Origin of the sequence: Caloramator australicus RC3 (assembly GCF_000297115.1) — a bacterium.
Classification (GTDB): Bacteria; Bacillota; Clostridia; order Clostridiales; family Caloramatoraceae; genus Caloramator; species Caloramator australicus.
Map to the genome: position 1 here is coordinate 18,839 of NZ_CAKP01000065.1, position 22,289 is coordinate 41,127.

Annotated in this window: 18 protein-coding genes; 14 read left to right on the forward strand and 4 right to left on the reverse strand. The window is 31.6% G+C overall.

Features of this window, described 5'->3' with window-relative positions; translation table 11 throughout:
* Positions 1 to 232 precede the first annotated feature (232 nt).
* From CAAU_RS05640 to ppaX, 9 genes are all read left to right on the forward strand, one after another.
* Positions 233 to 2,257 (forward strand): BglG family transcription antiterminator, encoded by a 2,025-nt coding sequence (locus tag CAAU_RS05640; RefSeq protein ID WP_008908458.1) that lies wholly within the window; start codon positions 233 to 235, stop codon positions 2,255 to 2,257.
* Entirely contained in the window at positions 2,245 to 2,709 is a 465-nt protein-coding gene (locus CAAU_RS05645) for a PTS sugar transporter subunit IIA (protein WP_008908459.1), read from the forward strand. Before CAAU_RS05640 ends, CAAU_RS05645 begins: the two co-directional genes overlap by 13 nt.
* Before the next feature lie 70 nt (positions 2,710 to 2,779).
* Positions 2,780 to 3,088: a PTS fructose transporter subunit IIB gene (locus CAAU_RS05650; RefSeq protein ID WP_008908460.1), complete on the forward strand. Its 309-nt coding sequence runs from the start codon at positions 2,780 to 2,782 to the stop codon at positions 3,086 to 3,088.
* A gap of 246 nt (positions 3,089 to 3,334) precedes the next feature.
* Entirely contained in the window at positions 3,335 to 4,360 is a 1,026-nt protein-coding gene (locus CAAU_RS05655; protein WP_008908461.1) for a PTS fructose transporter subunit IIC, read from the forward strand.
* Between the two features lie 73 nt (positions 4,361 to 4,433).
* A complete protein-coding gene (locus tag CAAU_RS05660) occupies positions 4,434 to 7,106 on the forward strand; it encodes a glycoside hydrolase family 38 N-terminal domain-containing protein (protein ID WP_423219149.1) in 2,673 nt (890 codons plus the stop codon).
* A complete protein-coding gene (locus tag CAAU_RS05665) occupies positions 7,099 to 8,514 on the forward strand; it encodes a C69 family dipeptidase (protein WP_008908463.1) in 1,416 nt (471 codons plus the stop codon). The genes CAAU_RS05660 and CAAU_RS05665 overlap by 8 nt, the downstream gene beginning before the upstream one ends.
* 40 nt (positions 8,515 to 8,554) lie before the next feature.
* Positions 8,555 to 8,815 (forward strand): HPr family phosphocarrier protein, encoded by a 261-nt coding sequence (locus CAAU_RS05670; RefSeq protein ID WP_008908464.1) that lies wholly within the window; start codon positions 8,555 to 8,557, stop codon positions 8,813 to 8,815.
* Positions 8,816 to 8,824: 9 nt separating this feature from the next.
* Entirely contained in the window at positions 8,825 to 10,444 is a 1,620-nt protein-coding gene (gene ptsP, locus CAAU_RS05675) for a phosphoenolpyruvate--protein phosphotransferase (RefSeq protein ID WP_008908465.1), read from the forward strand.
* An 89-nt stretch (positions 10,445 to 10,533) separates the two neighbouring features.
* Positions 10,534 to 11,172 carry a pyrophosphatase PpaX gene (gene ppaX / locus CAAU_RS05680; RefSeq protein WP_008908466.1) on the forward strand — a complete coding sequence of 213 codons (639 nt, stop codon included), beginning with the start codon at positions 10,534 to 10,536 and terminating at the stop codon, positions 11,170 to 11,172.
* Positions 11,173 to 11,194: 22 nt separating this feature from the next.
* Here the strand turns inward: ppaX and CAAU_RS05685 are convergent, their stop codons facing one another.
* The 4 genes from CAAU_RS05685 to CAAU_RS05700 are packed head-to-tail and all read right to left on the reverse strand — an operon-like array spanning position 11,195 to position 15,813.
* Complete coding sequence (locus CAAU_RS05685) at positions 11,195 to 12,538, reverse strand: GntP family permease (protein ID WP_040306077.1); 1,344 nt, start codon at positions 12,536 to 12,538, stop codon at positions 11,195 to 11,197.
* Positions 12,539 to 12,554: 16 nt separating this feature from the next.
* A complete protein-coding gene (locus tag CAAU_RS05690; protein WP_008908469.1) occupies positions 12,555 to 13,691 on the reverse strand; it encodes a glycerate kinase in 1,137 nt (378 codons plus the stop codon).
* 9 nt (positions 13,692 to 13,700) lie between these two features.
* On the reverse strand, positions 13,701 to 14,783 hold the full coding sequence (locus tag CAAU_RS05695) for a Gfo/Idh/MocA family protein (RefSeq protein WP_008908470.1): 1,083 nt from the start codon (positions 14,781 to 14,783) through the stop codon (positions 13,701 to 13,703).
* A gap of 13 nt (positions 14,784 to 14,796) precedes the next feature.
* Positions 14,797 to 15,813: a LacI family DNA-binding transcriptional regulator gene (locus CAAU_RS05700; protein WP_008908471.1), complete on the reverse strand. Its 1,017-nt coding sequence runs from the start codon at positions 15,811 to 15,813 to the stop codon at positions 14,797 to 14,799.
* Between the two features lie 277 nt (positions 15,814 to 16,090).
* On the opposite strand from CAAU_RS05700, the gene CAAU_RS05705 reads away from it, so the two are divergent.
* The 5 genes from CAAU_RS05705 (at position 16,091) to CAAU_RS05725 (ending at position 22,278) form a co-directional block, all read left to right on the forward strand.
* Positions 16,091 to 17,797 carry a sugar phosphorylase gene (locus tag CAAU_RS05705; RefSeq protein WP_008908472.1) on the forward strand — a complete coding sequence of 569 codons (1,707 nt, stop codon included), beginning with the start codon at positions 16,091 to 16,093 and terminating at the stop codon, positions 17,795 to 17,797.
* A 101-nt stretch (positions 17,798 to 17,898) separates the two neighbouring features.
* Positions 17,899 to 19,350, forward strand: coding sequence for a sugar ABC transporter substrate-binding protein (locus CAAU_RS05710; protein WP_008908473.1), 1,452 nt, complete (start codon positions 17,899 to 17,901; stop codon positions 19,348 to 19,350).
* Between the two features lie 55 nt (positions 19,351 to 19,405).
* Positions 19,406 to 20,314 (forward strand): carbohydrate ABC transporter permease, encoded by a 909-nt coding sequence (locus CAAU_RS05715; RefSeq protein ID WP_008908474.1) that lies wholly within the window; start codon positions 19,406 to 19,408, stop codon positions 20,312 to 20,314.
* 15 nt (positions 20,315 to 20,329) lie between these two features.
* Entirely contained in the window at positions 20,330 to 21,178 is an 849-nt protein-coding gene (locus tag CAAU_RS05720) for a carbohydrate ABC transporter permease (protein ID WP_008908475.1), read from the forward strand.
* A gap of 17 nt (positions 21,179 to 21,195) precedes the next feature.
* A complete protein-coding gene (locus tag CAAU_RS05725) occupies positions 21,196 to 22,278 on the forward strand; it encodes an ABC transporter ATP-binding protein (RefSeq protein ID WP_008908476.1) in 1,083 nt (360 codons plus the stop codon).
* Positions 22,279 to 22,289: the final 11 nt, after the last annotated feature.

A 22,289-nucleotide genomic window follows, 5' to 3' on the forward strand; every position in this document is an offset into this window, starting at 1 on the left:
TTCAACCTCTATTTTTATATTGACTTAATATTGATTAAATTTATTTTGAAATGATTAAAACATTGAAATTTAACTAGAGCAAATGTTTATCAATATTAAATTATTGTGAAAATGCTTTATGGATAGCATTTTCTAATTATTAACATAAAAATGCAACATTTATTTATGAAATAATGTAAGTGGTTGTGAAAAAAACAAATTACTATAATTAAAACGAGGGGGAAGAGATGTGATGGAGTATGTGCCCGAAAGATGTAAATTATTGATACGGCAGTTATTAGAAAATGAAATTGTTACTATTAAGGAACTTAAGAGTTTGCTTAATGTTTCAGAAAGGACTATTTCTTCAGATCTTGATTCTGTTGAAGAATTAGTAAAAATTTTTGGCGCCACTTTAAAGAGAAAACCAAATGTAGGTATTTGGATAGAAGCAAATAAGGAATCTAGAGAAAAACTATATAATATTTCAAAGGGAAGTTATTACTACACTCCAATCTCATCGGAAGAGAGAAAAAATTATATTATTTTAAAACTATTAGAATCTGATACTTACATAACAATACAGGATATATCTGATGAATTATATGTAAGTAGAAGTACTACAGAGAAAGATTTAAAAACAGTTGAAAAATGGTTGGAATTTAAAAACTTAAAAATTATTAAAAGACCCAATAAAGGAATAAAAATTGATGGCTCAGAAATTGAAATAAGGTTGGCATTTTTTGAAATTCTTTCTGAAATAATTAATGTTGAAAATTTTATTGCATTATTAGAAAAATTCAGTAACGAGAGAAATTTAGAGAATATTCTAAGAATTATAGAAAGCAGCTATCCGAAATTATTTAAAGATATTAATATTTTTGCAATAGCTAAATTTATTGAACAACTTGAAGAAAAACTAGGTTATAGATTTACAGATAATTCTTCGATTGAATTAATGATATATATTTCAATTTCTTTAAAAAGATTAAAAATAAACAAGCAGATAGTTTTAAATGAAAATATCAAAAAAAGTATCATAAAAAATAAAACATATGAAGCAGTCAAAACTGTTTATTCGATTTTTGAAAACGAATTAAAAGTAAAATTAACTGATGACGAATTATGCTATATAGCAGTTCATGTATTAGGTTCTAAAATTCAAAAAAATTTTAATTTAGAAACAAATATTTTTACTAGCGATGAAACCATGGAGGAACATTACAACTTATGTACAGAGATGGTTAAAAGAGTTGACAAAGTTCTTAATACAAGAATACACAATGACAAACAGCTTTTGAAGGGATTATATTTACATATAAAAGTAGCTGTTAATAGAATATTTCATAAATTACCAATAAAAAATCCATTTTTAATTGAAATAAAAAAATTTTATCCCCTTGCATTTGAAGCAGCCGTTATAGCATGTGATGTTATTAAAGAAAAATGGGGGATTGAGGTTGATGAGGACGAAATTGCCTTTGTTGCATTACACTTTGGTGCCGCATTTGAAAGAAATAAATATGAAAAAGAAAATAATTTTAAAGCTTTAATCGTTTGCAATGTTGGTATTGGCAGTTCTCAATTTTTAGCTGCAAAACTTAAAAGAATTTTTAAAGAGATTGAGATTGTTGAAATTATATCAGTTGCTGAAATTAAAAAGTTTATTAATGATCCTGAATTAGATTTAATAATTACTACTATTCCATTACCAGAATATGAAATAAAAATGATAAAAGTTGATCCATTTTTACCACCAAGAGATATCGAAAAAATAGCTAAATTTATTGAAAAAAAGAAATACAACAAAAGTGCAATGAAAAGAAAAAATATTCTCTCATCATTAATAAAAAAGGAATTAATTTTTTGGATTAAAGGAGTAAGCAGAAAAAACGAAATTATAAAAATATTATCTGACGAATTAACAAAAAAAGAATATGTAAAAAATACTTTTTATCAATCTGTTTTAGAAAGGGAAAAAATAGCTTCTACAGCGATTGAACAATTTGCGATACCACATGCTTTACCTGGACATGTTGTAAAATCGGCGATCTCGATTGGGGTTCTAGAAAAACCTATAGATTGGGACGGGAAAAAAGTAAATGTAGTTTTTCTGCTAGCATTTGGCGAAGATTTAAAGGGTCAATTGCAATTTGTATTTGACGAATTAAACAAAGTAATTGAAAAAGATATGATAGAAAAAATGAGAGATACACATAGCATTGATGATATTTATGAACTCTTTATTGGAAAGGAGAAAGACGAATGGAGTTATTAGATTTAATAAACGAGAATTTGATAGTTACAGGACTTGAAGCATCCAATAAAGAAGAAACCATTAAAAAATTAATAGACATGTTAGAGAAGGAGGAAAGGTTAATTTCTAGAGAAAAATTTTTTGAAGATGTTTTATTTAGGGAGCAATTATGCTCCACATATGTTGGACAAGGGGTAGCTATTCCTCATGGGAAAACTGATGCGGTAAAAAAAACAAGCGTAGCCATTGGAAAATTAGCAAAGCCAATTGAATGGGATGAAAAAGAAAATAATTACGTTAATATAGTTTTTCTACTTGCCGTTCAAGATAAAGATGCAGATAACCAACACCTTAGAATATTGGCTAATATTGCTACTAAATTGATGGAGAAGGATTTTATTGATAATTTAACTTCTATTAATGATAAGGATGGAATATTGGCATTATTTCGAGAGGATACAAAAGAATTATAAATTGCAATGTAATATTAATTTAAAAAATTAATACAAATTAATTCTTTTTATTATGGATAGGGGGGATAAAATGAAAATTTTAGCGATAACTGCTTGTCCATCAGGAGTAGCTCATACTTATATGGCTGCCAATGCTTTAAAAAAAGCTGCCCAGGAACTAGGACATGAAATAAAAGTAGAAACACAGGGTGCCTTTGGAATTGAAAACGAACTTAAGGCTAATGAAATTAAAGAAGCAGCAGTAATTATATTTGCTGTCGATACAAAAGTTACTAAGGAAGAAAGATTTGCTGGAAAGATAATTCATAGAGTTACTGTATCAGAACCTATAACTAATGCTAAAAAAGTAATTTCTGACGCCATATCTAAAGTTGTATGAGAAAACAGGAATATTTAAAACCTAATATAGAAATACAATAAACTTAGAAAATTTGTAGTAAAGTTAATTTGAGTTATTATACCAATTTTAACCAACTAAGGACTTTATATTTAATGATGATAACTTGCCTTCTCTGAGTTTCTGATTTAATAAGGCGAGTTATAATATAAAGTTTTAAATCCAAAGGGTTAGAGTCAAAAGCACCAAAAACTTTTGACAGCACCTAATAATTAAGGGGGGTAAAGGATGAAGGAAACATTTGAAAAGGCTAGAGTGCATCTTATGACAGGAGTATCCTATATGATTCCATTTGTTGTAGCAGGAGGTATTTTGCTTACAATTGGCCTATTGATAGGAGGCGGAAAGGTTAATCCGGGTTTATCACAGACGCTGGTCAACATTGGTGTATATTCATTTAAGATGATGGTACCTATAATGGCTGGATATATGGCTTTTTCAATTGCTGATAGGCCTGGGATTGCACCTGGAGTTGTAGGTGGGGTTGTTGCAAATGAAATTGGAGCTGGTTTCTTAGGTGGTATTGTAGCAGGCTTTATAGCAGGTTGGGTGGTTAACCAATTAAAGAAGATACCTATGCATCCTTATGTTGCAGCCTTAAAACCGATTATAATTATTCCTATATTCGGAGTAGGCATTGTAGCGGGATTAATGTTAATCATTGGACAACCGATAAGCGCGTTTTCAAAGGAGCTAGAAACTTGGCTAAAATCGATGAGTGGAGCTAACTTAGCTTTATTAGGATTTATTATTGGAGCAATGATGGCTGTTGATATGGGTGGACCAATAAATAAAATTGCTTTTGCATTTTCAGTTGGGATGTTAAATCAGGGAGTTTATGCACCAATGGCCGCATGCTGGATTGGTATAATGACACCACCAATTGGTTTAGCATTAGCAACAAAATTGGCACCAAACAAATTTACTGAAGAGGAAAAGAAGAGTGCAATACCAGCATTGATAATGGGAGCTATAGGAATTACAGAAGGCGCTATTCCATATGCTGTAGCTGATCCATTAAGAGTAATACCTTCAATAATTGTAGGCTCAGCAGTCGGTGGAGCTCTTGCGTTAATTTTAGGGGCACAAGCACCTGTTCCAAGTGGTGGAGTTTTAGTAATTCCATTCTTTATAAAACCATTTATGTTTGTAATAGCTTTCTTAGTTGCAATTGCAGTCACAGGGTTTATGGCAGCTTATCTGAAAAAACAAATCAATGAAAACGTAACAGCAGAAAAGGGATTAAACTATTAATTTGCTATGAATAACAGTGGTAAAGGTCAACTTTACCACTGTTATTTATAAGGATATATCTGCAATCTAAGGAGTGATTATTTTGATCTTGCATGTAGTTGCACATACACACTGGGATAGGGAATGGCATAAAACATTTCAGGAGTATAGAGTTAAATTAATTAGATTTTTTGATGATTTGATAGAATTATTATATAATGATGAAAATTTTACTTCATTTATGCTAGATGGTCAAACAATAATATTGGAAGATTATTTAGAAATAAAGCCATATATGAAGGAAAAAATAAAAGATTTGATTAAAAAAGGGAAATTGGTTATTGGACCGTGGTATGTTCAACCTGATGAATTTATTCCTAGTGGAGAATCTCTAATAAGAAACCTTATTCTTGGAGAAAAAATAGGGAGTGAATTTGGAAAAGTAATGAATGTTGGCTATTTGCCGGATTCTTTTGGACAAGCAGCACAAATACCACAAATTCTCAAAGGATTTGAAATTGATTATGCTGTGTTTTGGAGAGGATTAACGGAATATGACATATATAAAACTGAATTTTTGTGGCAAGCACCTGATAAAAGTAAAATTTTTGCAGTTCATCTACCTTTAGGTTATGGAAATGCAAGAAATTTATCTAACAATTTAATTGAAAGCATCAAAATTATAGACGAAAATATTGATAAATTAAAGGATAGAGCCACAACATCTAATTTGTTATTAATGTCTGGATTTGATCAAAGCATGGCCAATCACGATCTAACTTTAATAATTGAAGAGTTAAACAAATATTATAAAGGTATTACAATTAAACTTAGCAGCTTAATTGAGTATATAGAATGTGTTAGAAAAGAAATTTCAAAAATAGAAACCCTTGAAGGAGAATTTAGAAAAGGCAAAAATATGAGGGTTCATGTGAGTATAGATGCGACAAGAATGGATATTAAAAAAGATAATTTTACGTCTCAAATATTGTATGAAAAGTATTTGGAAAGAATTTGTTCTTTAACTTACACTTTAAATAATGAATATGAAAAAGATCTTATACAAAAAGGATGGAAATATATAATACAAAATCATGCCCATGATTCAATATGTTGTGTATGTACAGATGATACGCACGAAGAAATGAAACTTCGTTATAAATATGCACAACAGATTGGTAATTGCATTATTAATGAAAATATAAATTTTATTGTAAAAAATATAAGATTTAAAACAGAACTTGGTAAACCATTGTTGGTTTTAAATTCAACAACGAATAGTAGAAAAGATATTGTGAATGCAGTAATATATGTAGAAAACGAAAATTTTGTATTGCTTGATCAATATGGTAAATTTGTGCCATATCAAATAGAAGAAATAAAAGAAATAAATATGGCGGATAAAATTATAGAAATCGGATACAAAAATCCTGATAAATATTATAAAGAAGTAAAAATAGCATTTATAGCTGAATTAGATGGATTTGGCTTTAAGACTTACTATATAAAGGAATATAGAAGTCATTTTGAAAGCAAAAATTTGATTGGTAGTAAAAATGTTTTAGAAAACGAATTTTTGAAAATTACAGTTAAAGCAAATGGTTCTTTAGAAGTTAAAGATAAAAGAACAAACAAAATTTATGATAATTTAAATGTTTTTGAAGAAAGCGGCAATGCAGGCGATGAATACGATTATTCGCCTCCAAAAGAAGATTTAGTTATTACAACTTATAATTCTAATCCTAAAATTGATTTAATTGAAAATGGACCTATAAAAGCCACTATTAGAATAAAACACATATTGAATTTGCCAATAGATACAGATGCTAAATGTAGGTCTAAAGAAGAGGCGGATAGTATAATAGAAAACCATGTTACTTTATATAGGGATTTGGATAGGATTGAATTTAAAACTATTATTGATAATAAAGTAAAAAATCACAGAATAAGGGCACTGTTTGAAAGCAATGTTAATGCTGAAAAACATATTGCACAACAACACTTTGGAGTTATTGAAAGAAAAAATTATTTAAAAGAAGTAGAAATATGGGATAAGGAAAAATGGGAAGAAAAATATTATCCTATATATCCCCAACAATATTTTATAGATGTTTCCGATGATTTTTGTGGTTTAGCAATTTTAAATAAAGGATTACCTCAATATGAAATATTAAATAATAATAAACCAGTAATTGCACTTACATTATTATACGGAACTGACTATATGGGCAAATCAGATTTAATTTACAGGCCAGGCAGAAGATCAGGATTGCATATAAAAACAAATGATTCGTTGCTTTTGGGTACTTTTGAAACCGAATATGCAATTATACCTCATGGTGGAGATTATATTACAGGAGTAGTTGCCCTAAAAGCAGAAAACTACGTTACTCCATTTAAAGCTTTTTGCTTTGAAAACATTAATAATAATGGGTTTATAGAAGATGAATTTTATCTTTTTAAGACGAAAGATAATTTTGTAATTACAAGTGCTATTAAAGTAAGCGAAGATGGAGAAGGAGTAATATGGAGATTATATAATTCTACGAATAAAAGAATAGAAAACGTTAATTTGCATTTTAACAATTTGTTTTACAATATAGTCCAAGTCGTCAATTTAAGGGAACATGAAATTTTTGATAACAGGGTTAAGATAGAAGGCAGTAAAATTAACATAGATTATCTGAACAGCAACGAAATTGTGACGTTAAAATTTATTATAAACAAGAATAACAAACAAATTTTGGAGGAGAAAACAAATGTGTGATAGTTTTGTTGTATTACCTGAATTTACTGAATACGATAGTATGATTTTGGCTAAAAATAGCGATAGACCAGAGTTTGATTGTCAACCATTAGTTTATAATTCACGACGAAAAAACAGTAAAGGAGAGACACTTAAGCTTGCTTACGTTGAAATACCTGAAGCGGATATAACTTATGCAACAATAGGCTCATCGCCTTATTGGTGCTGGGGTTATGAAAAAGGCTTTAATGAATTTGGCGTTGCCATAGCAAATGAAGCTATATTTACTAAAGATTTAAAGATAAATATTAAAAAAGCAAAAAAAGGAATGCACATAGAAAAAGGCATCATTGGAATGGAATTAATAAGATTAGGATTAGAAAGGGGACAGACTGCTAAAGAAGCATTAGAAATAATGACCTATTTAGTAGAAAAATATGGGCAATGGGGATCAGGAATACCAACGGTAGATCATATTGAAAACCCATATAATAATTCATATATTGTTTGTGATGGAAATGAGGCATGGATACTTGAAACCATAGGCAAAAATTGGGCAGCAAAAAAAGTTACGGATAGATTTTATGCAATATCTAATGAAATGAGTATTAGAACTAACTGGGATATTTCAAGTGAAAACATTATAAATGATGCAATTAATAATGGTTGGTGGGAAGAAGAAAATGGTGCATTTGACCTTGCCTTTGTATATACAGATTTTGAAAAACCATTGCAAGTATCCCATCTTAGAGTGCAAAGAATGAACTATTTGTTAAAAGAAGGAGTTAAAGAATTTGGAAAAATAAATTTAAAATGGATTAAAAAAATATTAAGAGACCATTATGAGGACACATTTCTTGAGGGACCCAAATTTAACGCGGCTCTCCCAGATTTTCTTAGTATTTGTATGCATTCTTCTCCTGCTAATTTTACTTGGGGAAATACTGCCTCATCTGCGATTTTTATTATTCCAAAAAACGAAAAACATTTACCCATCCTATGGTGGACACCACTAACTCCATGTACTGGATTATATATACCTATCTTTATAGATGGAGATGCAATTCCTGAAATTTTATCTAAGGCTGGGACATTTGGTAAAGCTAACATTGATCCTTCAAAGGTTCAAAAAGATGAGTATTTACATAATTCGTATTGGTGGATTTTTAAGGAATTGCTTGATATTATTAAAGGCGATGAATTCGGAAGTAGGTTTAATATAAGGCAAAAAATAGTGAGAGAAGTATTTGACAATCTAGAAAACCGATGGGAAATTGAATTAAGAAAAATTGAAAAAGAAGCAATTGAACTAAAGTTTAATGGCCAAAAAGAAAAAGCATCTAAAATTCTTGCTGATTTTACTAAAACATGTGTTGAAGAAGCAATTCAAACAGTTAATAAAGTGAAAAAATTAATACTGGAAGTTTAACGCTAATAAGAAAATTGAATTATTGTAGAGGTGGTAAAAAATGAAGAAAATAACTGTAAAAGTTAATAATCCTACAGGATTACATGCAAGGCCTGCAAGTTTATTAGTAAAAGAAGCAAGTAAATTCAAATCAAGCATTTTTTTGACAAAAAATAATAAAGATTTTAATGCTAAAAGCATTATAAATGTCATGGCGATGGGAGCAGTAAATGGTGATGAAATAATTTTAAAGGTAGAAGGAGAAGATGAAGATATAGCCTTGATCTCTATTAAAAATTTTATTGAGGGTTTCGAGGAATGAGGTGATTTAATGTTCAAAGGGATTGCTGCATCAAACGGTATAGCTATAGGTAGAGCACACATTTATAAAAAGGATACTAATATTATTAGATATGAAGTTAAAGATTCTGAAAAGGAAATAAAAAGGTTAGAAGAAGCTATCGGAAAAGCAAAGGAAGAAATAATGCTACTGATTGAACATTCTGTAAAAAAAATAGGCAAACAAAGTGCTGATATTTTTGAAGCTCACCTAATGTTCCTTGAAGATGAGGAGTTTATAAATTCAATCAAAAATAAAATAAAAAACTATAATATTAATTCTGAATATGCAGTAAAATCAGTCGCGGATGATTTTTCAAATATATTTTTAAATATTGACAATCAATATTTTAAAGAAAGAGCAATGGATATTAAAGATGTTGCTGATAGAATAATAAATTTATTAAATGGGAGTAAAAAAAGTTCACTTTCTAATATAAAAGAAAGATGCATTTTAATTGCAGAAGACTTAACTCCTTCGGAAACAGTGCAGTTGGATAAAAATTATATTCTAGGAATAGCGGTTAATCATGGAGGGAAGACATCCCACGCTGCGATAATTGCAAGGTCAATGGAAATTCCTGCAGTTGTTGGATTAGGGAATATAACAGAGCATGTAAAAGAAGGAGATTTAATTATTATTGATGGAAGAGAAGGCACATTAATAATAAACCCGAACGATGAAGAAGTAAAAAAATATAAAGAAATTCAAAAGAACTTATTTGAAGAATACGATGAACTATTAAAATTTAAAGAAGTTAATATACTTGATAAAAACGGAAAAAGAATTGAAGTTGCATCTAATATAAGTAGAAAAGATGAAGTAGATTTAGCACTTAAATATGGAGCAGATGGAATCGGATTATTTAGGAGTGAATTTTTGTATATGGGAAGAGAAAGTCTTCCCTTAGAAAATGAACAATTTGAAGCCTATAAATATGTTCTTGAAAAGATGCAAGGTAAACCAGTAATAATAAGAACCCTAGACATTGGAGGCGATAAAAATATTTCTTATTTAGACATGGAGTATGAGCAAAATCCTTTCCTCGGATTAAGAGCTATTAGACTGTGTTTGGCAAGAAAGGACATTTTTAAAACACAATTAAGGGCGCTATTAAGGGCATCCAAATATGGGAGGCTAAGAATTATGTTTCCTATGATTTCGGGATTAGAAGAGCTATTAGAGGTTAAAAATATATTAAATGAAACTGAAGAAGAATTAAAAACTGAGGGTATCGATGTAGGAAAGTATGAGATTGGAATAATGATAGAAACTCCTTCGGCGGCCATTATATCTGACATATTAGCAAAGGAAGTTGATTTTTTCAGCATTGGAACCAACGATTTAATACAATATACATTAGCAGTAGATAGAATGAATAAAAATGTTTCATATTTGTATAATCCTTCCCATGAGGCCATTTTAAGACTTATAAAAAAGATAATTGACAATGCCCATAATGAAGGAATATGGGTAGGTATGTGTGGGGAAATGGCATCGGATTTATCAATGGCAAAAAGATTAATTGAGATGGGATTGGACGAATTTAGTGTTTCTCCTTCTTTGATACTCAAGTTAAAAAAGGAATTAGATAAAATAGTAAATTTTTAAATAAGAGTGTATCTATTTTAGAGGTTGAAGTTTCAACCTCTTTATTTTATTATGTTTAATATGAAAAACTTTAATAGGAGGAAAAAGAATTGTTTAAGGCAGTTTTATTTGATCTTGATGGAACTTTAATCGATACAAACAATCTGATTTTAGAGTCATATAAGTATACATTTAAAAAGCATTTAGATTATATTCCTGATGATAAAGAAATAGTAAAATATTTTGGAGAGCCTTTAAAGATTACCTTATCTAGATTTGATAGTAAAAGATTTGAAGAAATGTATAGGACATATATAGAATACAATGAATTAAACCATGACAGCATGGTTAAAGAGATGGACTATGCAAGGGAAACTTTAGAGGAGCTAAAAAGAAGAGGAATACTCCTTGGTGTTGTAACATCTAAAAGAAGGGTTATGGCAGAAAGGGGCCTTAGACTATTTAATCTTTTGAATTATTTAGATATTGTAATTACCCCGGAGGATACGGAAAAGCACAAACCAGATCCAGAACCTATTTTAAAGGCATGTGAAAAGCTGAGGCTTGAGCCAAAGGATGTGTTGTTCGTTGGTGATTCCCATTTTGATATCCTTTGTGGGAAAAATGCCAGCACAAAAACATGCCTTGTAAAATATACGATGCTAGACTTAGAAGAGCTTCTAAAATTCGAGCCGGATTTTGTAATAGAAGATTTGAGGGACATTTTGGAATTTTTTAAGGCACCCTAAGGGTGCCTTAAAAATATACGAACTATATTAAGAATAGTGATAATATGAAAACTGTAATTATTGTAACGATACCCATCAAAAGCGTTGCAATAGTTTGTGTTTTATATGCCGTCTTTACATCCATACCTCCAAATTGTGAAACTACCCAGAAGTAGCTGTCATTTGCATGGCTAACGGTCATAGCACCTGCACCTATTGCCATAACTACTAAGGCTTTAGCTATATCAGAAGTAAAACCTAAGGATGGCAATAGAGGAAGCATAAGAGCCGAGGTAGTTAATAATGAAACAGTTGAAGAACCCTGCGCTGTTTTAATAGCTGCTGCGATGATGAAAGGCAGGAAGATACCAAGATTTAGACTTGATAGTGCTTGGCCTAAGTAATCTCCAACCTTTATCTCCTTTATTACATTCCCTAATGATCCGCCTGCTGCAGTTATTATAAGTATTATAGCTGAATCTTTCATCGCCTCTCCTATCCAGGAATTTAGTGTTTCGGAATTTAAATTTGGTAAAAGTAAAAATGCAAATAACATACCTATCAAGAGTGCATTTACAGGTGTTCCTAAAAATATAAAAAGTTTAAAGATAAAACCCTGTCCAAATGGTTCACCAGGGAATTTTGCAATCGAACCAAGAGCCATTAAAACTATTGGGACAACAATTGGGGCAAATGATTTCCAAGCACTTGGTAATGTTCCGTATTTTTTAAGAACCTCTTCATAACTTACATTTTCGTTAAAATTAGATTCATACTTAGCTGCAACTTTATTAGCGAATATATTTCCAGCTATCATTGCAGGGATTGCAACAAGCATACCAATAAGTATTACAAGCAATAGATTATCAAGCTTTAAATTTGAAGCAGCGGCGATAGGACCTGGAGTTGGTGGGACCAAAACATGGGTTGCGTAAAGGCCTGTTGAAAGTGCTATAGACATTGCAACAAGGGATGTTTTGGTTTTCTTAGCTAAAGCTTTATTCAACGACGAAAGAATTACAAATCCGCTATCGCAGAAGACGGGGATAGATACTATATAGCCAATTATGCTCATCGCTAATGTAGGTCGCTTTTCACCAACAAGTTTTATAATCGTCTCGGCCATTTTAATTGCTGCCCCTGATTTTTCAAGAATGGTCCCAATAATAACGCCGGCAATGATTACTATTCCTATGTTGGTTAGTGTGTTGCCAAATCCTTGGGTTATAATTCCTGCGATTTTGTCCGAAGGCATAAATGCGGCAAATGCCAATAGGTATGAAGCAAGGATTAAAGCAAGAAACGGATTTAGCTTAAATTTTGCTGTTGCTATTACTATAAATAGGATGGCAAGGAATAAAATAAGAATTAAATACGGACCTGACATAAAACCCCCCCTTATTTTATAAAGCCTTAATGGCTTTAATTAACCTAAAAATTCTTTCAGAAGAGTTTTCTAATAGTACTGATGAGTTTACAATTGCGTCATTTAAAGACATTGGTTTATCTAATACAGAAAACACGCTACTAACTCCAATTTCATATAGATTTTCAACATCTTCAACCGTTCCTGCAATTATGATTAATGGCTTATTGTATTTTTTACAAAGTTTTGCGATACCGCATATTGTTTTTCCAAAGGCGGTTTGATTGTCTATTTTCCCTTCACCGGAGATTACAATATCAGCATCTATAATTTTATCCTCGAGCTTTAAAGTATCTATAACGATGTCTATTCCACTTCTCAGGCTTGCGTTTAAGAAGGCTAAAAGCCCTGCACCAAGTCCACCTGCGGCACCGGAACCTGGGATATCGATTATTTTTTTGTTAAAATGATTTTCCAATAAAGTCCCGTAATGTTTAAGATTTTTATCTAAAATTTCAACCATTTCTTTAGTCGCACCCTTTTGTGGACCGTAAACTTTAGAAGCACCATTTTCACCTATTAAAGGATTAGTAACATCACAGGCTACAATGAAGGTGGATTCATATATTCTTTTATCTAAATTATATGTATCAATGTAATTAATCTTTCCAAGTTCTCCACCGCCATGTCCAATTTCTTTTCCATTACTATCAAAAAATTTAACACCAAGGGCCATAGCCATTCCTGCACCGCCATCATTCGTTGCACTGCCGCCAATTCCTATAATAAATTTTCTACATCCCCTATCAAGTGCATCCCTAATTAGCTGCCCTGTTCCGTAGGTGGTTGTTATCATAGGATTTTTTTCATCCTCTTTAAGGAGGTAAAGCCCTGAAGCTGACGCCATCTCAATGACGGCAGTCTCACCATCTCCTAAAATGCCATAAAAACTTTCTATATTTCTAAAAAGGGGATCCTTAACAATAGTTTTAATAATTTTCCCACAAGTTGCATCGACTAAAGACTGGCAGGTTCCTTCACCGCCGTCAGCCATCGGAATTTTATAAATTTCAGCTTTAGGAAAGACCTTTAATATTCCTCTTTCAATACATCCTGCAACTTCAAGGGCCGAAAGGCTTCCTTTAAATTTATCTGGAGCTATAAGTATTTTCATACCAATCACCTACTCAAAATATACTGGTTTATTAGTTTTTGAAGATTCATAAATCGCGTCGATTATTCTTGAAACCACAAGAACCTCCTCAGGCTTAACGTATGGTTCTTTGTTGTTTATAATTGCATCAATCCAAAGTCTTGTTTCCATTTCAGCTGCAGTTTCATTCCTTCCTTTATAAAACGCAACAGTTCCTTCATCAAGGGCAGGTTTTAGAGTATAAAGCTGTCCATTTTTCTCACCGTTAATTCTTAATCCGTCCATCATATCAGCACCAGCCCTAGTGCCGCAGAGGGTAACCTTCGCTTCACCTTCCTGCAATGTATTTAATGCCCAGCTGCATTCAAGATTAATTGTTGCCCCATTTTTCATGGTAATCATAGCAAAGGCTGACTCTTCAACTTCAAAATTTTTCCCCTTCCAGCTTCCCCATACGTTGAAGGACTCTTCATTTTCGCTAATTTTGTTATATACATTTCCTACTACGTATTTTACTTCGTAATTCCCCATAAACCAAAGGACAAGGTCAAGGGCATGGACACCAATATCTATTAAGGCTCCTCCGCCTTGGGATTCTTTGTTTAAAAATTCCCCCCAAACAGGGACAGCTCGTCTCCTTACTGCATGGGCCTTCGCATAATATATTTCTCCAAGCTCCCCATTTTTGCATAATTGATATAGGTATTGGGAATCCGGTCTAAATCTATTTTGAAGGGCTATTGTAAGTTTCTTCCCTGATTTCTTTGAAGCTTCAATCATTTTAGCTGCCTCAATTGAATTTATTGCCATCGGCTTTTCAACTAAAACGTGTTTTCCTGATAATAGAGCATCGATTGTAATAGTGGAGTGGGACTTATTTGAAGTTAAGACGTATACAACATCAATTGATTTATCCTCTAAAAGTTCTCTGTAATCGGAACACACTTTGGATTTTTCTGAACCAAATTCCTTTGCAGCAATGTAAGCTTTATCGATATTTCTATTGCAAAAGCCGACTATTTCAACATTATCGAGCTTTCTAAGTGCGGGAAGGTGCTTATTAAACGCGATTCCTCCACAGCCTATTATTCCAACCCTAACTTTTTCACCCACTAAAATACCCCCTTTAAATTAAGCTTTTGCATGATTTTCTCTTAATAAATTTAGTATCTAATATAGTTCTTTTTTCTGTTGGAATTCCCTCAATCAAATCAAATAATTTTCTTGTTCCAATAATTCCAAGGTCTTTAATTGGAACATCGATTGTTGTCAATTGAGGCGATAATATCTGCGAAATTTCATAGTTATTGTGGCCTATTACAGAAATATCATCAGGAATTTTTAAGTTAAGTTCCTGGCAAGCACGATAAACTCCAACAGCCTTTGAATCATCGCTGACAAAAACTGCCGTTGGCGGATTAGGATTTTTTAATATTTCCTTGGCAGCTAAATATGCCTCCTTTATTGAAGAACCTCCATCCTTAATTATTGAATAATCAACAGGAATTGCAGCTTCCTTATGGGCTTCAATATATCCGCTTAATCTATCCTGACTTACAACATATTTTAAAGGGCCGTGTATGAAGGCAATTCTATTGTGACCCAATTTAAACAAATATTCAACAGCTTCCTTTGAATCTGCAAAATTATCGGTATCGACTGAGTAAATTTCATTGGCAATTCTTTCATTTGTATATCTCCCCAGTAATACAAAAGGAAATTTCATTTCATATAATTTTTCAATTAAAGGATCATTAACTTTAGAGCTTAAAATTATAATTCCCTGTATCACTTTACTTTCGATCATAGATATACATTTTTTAATCTCTTGATTCTCATCCTTTGAAGTATTTAAAACGATTTCATAATCCTTTTTATCAGCAACTTCTCCGATGGATTGCAAAATTAATGGTAAAAACGCCTCGTTTGAAAACCTCGTTAAAGAAACAATGCCAATTGCAGGAAAGGCGGTAGCAGTAAGACTTTGAGCGATTTTATTGGGTTTAAAATTTAGTTTGTTTATTGCATCCAAAACTCTTTTTCTGGTATTTGGATTAACATTTGGAGCATTATTAATAACCCTTGACACTGTCGATATAGAAACGTTTGCAAGTTTTGCAACATCCTTAATAGTAGCTGGCATTTTACTACCCCCATCATATAATTATTAGTATATTTTAACTTTTATGTTATTAGCTTAAATTAATTATATCACTTTAATAATACAAGTAACAATACATATGAAAACATTTTCATAAGTTTTTTAAAAAAATAAGAAATATTAAGAAAATTATAGATAATTAATGAAAAGAATATAAATTTTAAGCTAATTCAGATTTGTAAATTAAATACTTTATGAATAATATTGAATTAAGAAATGAATTTAAAAACGTTTTCACAAAAACTTAAGGAGGATGGGAATGTCTGAGAAGGTTAAAGAAAAAATAGAGTTTTTATATAAAGGACAAGATACAGAAAAAATATTTTCTGAGATAATGAGTATAATAAAAAATTTCAAGAACCAAAGAAAAAGAAAGGAGTTCTTCGATCAGGAAGATGTTATTTTAATTACCTATGGTGATCAGTTTAAGGGTAATGATAAAAATCCTTTATTCTATCTAAAACAGTTTTGTGATGAGTATATTAAAGATATCATAAATACCATTCATATCCTTCCCTTTTTCCCTTATTCATCTGATGATGGATTTTCGGTTATAGACTATAAAAAAGTTGATCCAGATTTAGGCGATTGGGAAGATATAAAAGAGCTATCAAAGGAATATAGGTTGATGTTTGATTTTGTATGCAACCACATATCTTCAAAAAGCGATTGGTTTTTAGGGTATTTAAATGGAAAAGAGGAATATAAGGATTATTTTATAGAGGCAGATCCCAATGAGGACCTTTCTAAAGTTGTAAGACCTAGGGCATTACCTCTTTTAACTGCCTTTGATACAAAAAATGGGAAAAAATATGTTTGGACAACGTTTAGTGAAGATCAGATAGATTTAAACTACAAAAATCCAAAGGTTTTAATAGAAATGATAAAAATATTGCTTTATTACATAGAACAAGGTGCAGATATAATAAGGCTGGATGCTATAGGTTTTTTATGGAAGGAGATTGGGACAAGCTGTATTCACCTTGAACAAACACATAAAGTTGTTCAGCTTTTTAGAGATATAATACAGCTCACAGCAAAAGAAGTTAAAATTATTACAGAAACTAATGTGCCCCATAAGGATAATATATCATATTTTGGCGATGGATATAACGAAGCACATATGGTTTACCAATTTCCACTGCCACCATTAGTATTATATACATTTATGTGCGGAGATTCTAGAGTATTTACAAATTGGGCAAAGAATATTAAACCTATTTCAGAAGAAACGGCCTTCTTCAACTTTTTAGCATCCCACGATGGAGTAGGCTTAAACCCTTTGAGAGGTATTGTTTCAGAAGATGAAATAAATAAACTTGTTGAATTGACAATCAAAAGAGGCGGACTTGTATCATATAAATACAATCCAGATGGAAGCAAAAGCCCATATGAATTGAATATATCCTATTTTAATGCCTTAAGCGATGAAGATGAGAGAGAGGAAATTAAAATTAGGAAGTTTTTAAATGCCTATTCTATCGCTTTAGCAATGCAAGGTGTTCCAGGAATTTATATACATAGTATATTAGGCTCACAAAATTACCATGAAGGAGTAAAGATTACAGGACAAAATAGGACTATTAATAGAGAAAAGTTTGAGTATTCTAAGATAAAAGAAGAACTTGATATCAAAAACAATTTAAGATATAGAGTTTATAATGGAATAAAAGAATTGTTAAAAATAAGAAAGCAATATAGTGCCTTTCATCCAAATTCAAAGCAAGATATCTTAGAAATTTCGAGGGATGTAATAGCAACACTGCGCTCATCAGATAAGGGAAAAATATTGGCTTTAAATAATATTACAAACAAAAAATTGGTATTAAAAATTGATAAAGAAAAAATTAAATGCACTAAAGGAGAAATTATTTCTCTTATTGATAAAAAAATTATTATAACTAATGATGATAGCATTGAGATTTCTTTAGATCCTTATGAATTTTTGTGGTTACATTATGCTTAATTTTATAAATTTTAATTTTCTAAGGGGGGTGAAGTTTTAATTTTTATAAATATTTTTATGTATATCAAAAATAAAGTGAAATAAATTAGGGGGGAAATACTGTGTTAAAAAAATTATTAAGCCTTTTTATGAGTTTAACAGTTTTATTGGGGCTTCTTAGTGGATGCAGCAAACAGACATCAAGTGATGATACAGAAAAATTTAAGGGCAAAGAAGTTACAATTTACATCAGAATGATGGAGGCGCAAGATAAATGGTTTAGGGAAAACATTATTGCTGCTTTTGAACAAAAATACGGGGTAAAGATTAATGTTAGAACATTTGAAAAGGATACAGACCTTCATAACATTTTGGAACTAGATAAGGATAAAAATACAATAGCATTGGTTAAGGTTCCTTTTATGCAGATATATCCACTTGCAAAAAAGGGATTAATTATGAGCTTGGATGAAGCTGTAGGTGAAAAGTATAAAGAGGATATCAAGGAATATGTTGACAAAGCAATTGAGATGGCAACAATTGATGGAAAAGTTTACTATATTCCAAGAAAACTCGAAACTAATACCCTTTTATATTTAAAATCCAAAGTTGAAGATGCGGTAAACAATTGGGAAAAGATGAAACCTCAAATAAATAAAATGTTTAAAAAGGAAAATGGTTATGGATTGCCTGATGGTTATACTTTAGAAGCAGATCCAAATCAATGGGATTGGTATGATTTAGCTGTTGTAGGTTATTACTGGGCAAATACACCTTACAATGGGACTAAAGAACCAAGAATAGCTCACAGAGCAAAGAAATATGAAGGTACTGTTATTGAAATTATGACAAAGGTATATCAAATGGGCGGAAATCAGGATGATATGCTTGCCATGAATACTCAACCTGTAAAAGACACATTCCAATGGGAAGCCTTCTTTAAAAAGAATGGATTATATAACCCAGCAATGTGGCAGGAAGGATGGTCAGGCGGTGGTATTTGGAATGCTATGGCACAGGGTAAAGTTTTCTTAGCATTTATGCACCAAATAGATGCCTTCTTTATACATGGAGGTAGCGATCCATCAATGCAAGGATTCTTAGCAAACCCAGATGATATGGGACTTGCAATTATGCCAATGGGGGCATCATTAGAGATAAAAGATGGACAACCAGCAAGAGTTGGAGGTCACCATTCACAGGCTGCAGGCTGGTGGTGGGGGATTCCAAAATCAACACCAGACAAGGAACTTTCATATACTCTTGCAAGATTTATTACAAACAAAGAAAATCATGCTAAAGAATGTGCAACCTTTGGTATGATGCCAATTAGAAAGGATATATATGAAAATCTAAATGAAAACTTTAAGGAAGTGTGGATGCAAGATGTATTTAAAACTGCTATGGAACAAGAAAGTCAAGGAATATTACCTGCACCAATGGTTTCTCAATGGCCGGCAATTCAAAATCTTTACCTTGAAGCATGGTATGATATAGTTGTTGGTGATAAGGATTATTCAAAGACACTTGATGAAGTTTACGCACCTAAAGCAAAGCAGGAATTAAGCAAATAGATTAGAACTGTGGATTTATTCCACAGTTCTAAATTTTAATAAATGAGGTGATACATTGCGTAAAATATTGATAGCTTTTAGAAAGAATTCATTCTTAATATATTCTCTTATACCAGCATTTTTATATATAGGTTTTTTTGCTCTAATAATCGGTTTTTATCTTTTAAAGCTTTCACTAACTAAATACGCTGGAGGAGATGTAGTTTTGTCGTCTACTCTTTATAATTACATTAAAATTTTTGATGATCCTATGTTTAATAAGGAATTTTCTGATGCATTTAGGAGGACTTTAATATTTGTAATTGTAGTTACGCCCCTACAACTTGTTACTGGTCTTATAACTGCTATGCTTATAAATAAAAGTTTTGCTGGAAGGGGTATTGTAAGGAGTATTTTGCTTCTTCCGCTTGCAATTCCTACAATAGTTACAACTTCGGTTCTATTGATATTGTTTAGTAAAGGCGGACATATGACTAGCCTTTTGATGGGCAGATATAGTTTTTTCCCTAAAATTTTTGATTATGAGATTTCTTTTATAAGCAATCCATACACATCCATAGGCTTATCCATATTTGGTAAAGTATGGAGAGATACACCTATTTCAATGCTTATATTACTATCGGGATTACAACAGATAAACGAGGAACAATACGAAGCTGCAAGGACTATGGGAGCAACTGCAGTGCAAAACTTTTTTTATATTACAATTCCATTGCTTATGCCATCAATTAGTTCGGTATTAATTTTAAGATCAATTGAGGCATGGAAGGAATTTATATTTCCTTATATATTGGCACCTTCATATCCAATTTTAGGAGTTTTAATAGAAAAATATTATGTACAGCTTATGGACCCTGGAACAGCAGCTATGGTTGGAATTGTTTTGATTGTTTGTATATTAGTAACATCATATGTTCTAACTTATATTCTGAATAAAATTAATAGATACCTCATTAGAGCATAAATAGGTGGTGATTAGATGAAGAAAATAAATGCAGATAAAATAGTATGGTTGATTTTATTGATTTTATCCATTTTTCTTGTATTATTTCCTATTTATATTATGTTTAAATATTCTATAAGCGACAGAAGAAGCTGGATAACTGGAGGAGAGTATCCTGTTCCTTGGTGGCCCTTTAAACCAACACTTGAAATGTATAAGTATTATTTAGGGGATAAAAGATTCTGGAGCAATGGATGGCTAAGCCTTAAAATAGCATTATTAACGGTTTCTTTTTCATTAATCTTGGGAACGCCAGCCGCGTATTCCCTTGCAAGATTTAAGTTTAATGGTAAAGCATTTTTACTTTTTCTAATACTTGCCATAAGATTTTATCCGGATATATCATCTGTTATTCCAGTGTCCTATATTTTTAATAAATCATTTTTATATAATCTTCCAAATGAAATTAAAATATCATTGGCCCATTGTTTGCTTAGCTTACCATATATAATTTTCATAGCACAGGGCGTTTTTGAAACTATACCTGTTGACTTAGAAGAACAGGCTTTGATTTTAGGGACCTCAAGATTTTATGCCTTTTTAAGAATAGTTTTACCTATAGCAGCACCGGGGCTTGCAGCAGGAGCTATATATTCCTTTTTGCTTTCTTGGAATGAATTTGTTTTTTCATATTTTATAACAGCTACTTCGGTTTCCAGTGAGGTTCCGCTACCTGTATATTTAAAGACTCTCCTTGGTTCCTTTTCACCTAATCTAGTATCTATATCAACATTGTCGCTGCTTGTTTCGATACCAGTTATCATATTTACATTCATTGTTCAAAAGTATATGATTGCTGGGATGATTAAGGGAGCTGTTAAGTAAAGGATGGAGGTAAGAAAATGGCAGAGTTAAAGTTAATGAATATAAACAAAAGATATCCCAATGGATTTCATGCAGTAAAGGACTTAAACATATATGTAAGTGATGGTGAATTTTTAAGTCTTGTTGGGCCCTCAGGCTGTGGAAAGTCAACAACCCTCAGGATGATAGCTGGACTGGAAGATATAAGTGAAGGGGAACTTTATATTGGAAATAGACTTTCTAACGACATCCCTGCAAAGGATAGAGGTATTGCAATGGTTTTTCAAAGTTATGCACTTTTCCCACATATGACGGTTGAAGCAAATATAACCTTTGGACTTAAGATTAAAAAGGTTCCTGAGAAAATTAGAAAGGAAAAACTTAATTGGGTCCTAGAACTTTTGGACTTAAAGGGGCTTGAGAATAGGAAGCCTGCTGAACTTTCAGGGGGGCAAAGACAAAGAGTAGCCCTTGGAAGAGCATTAGTTTTAGATCCAGATGTTTTACTTTTAGATGAACCTTTGTCTAATTTGGATGCTAAATTAAGGGTGAAAATGAGAACAGAACTTAAAAGGATACATAAAAAATTAAAATCCACTATAATTTACGTAACGCATGATCAGGCTGAGGCAATGACCTTGAGCGATAGAATAGCTGTTATGAAGGATGGGAAATTAATGCAGATAGGTACTCCGTCTGAAATTTATAATAACCCTGCCAATAAGTTTGTGGCTGGTTTTGTAGGAAGCCCTGCTATGAATTTCATAAGTGGTGAGCTGAAATTAATAGATAATAAAAATTATTTTGTATTTGAAATGGGGAAAATAGAACTTCCTGAATTATTGAAGGAGAAAATAAAAGAAAGCATAAAGGGTAAAGATGTAGTTTTAGGAATAAGACCAGAGGATATTGAAATTAGCTTTGAAAAAGATAATAACTCTTTAACTGGGGTTACATCTATAAGAGAAACATTAGGTTCTGACGATTATGTAACTGTTGAAATGGGGAATATTTTATTGACTGTAAGGGTGGAACCTGAAAAGTTTATCCCTATGGATGAAAAATGTTATTTAAAATTGAAAGGCAATAAGATGCATTTATTCAATAAAGATGAAGACTAATAGGAGGAGAG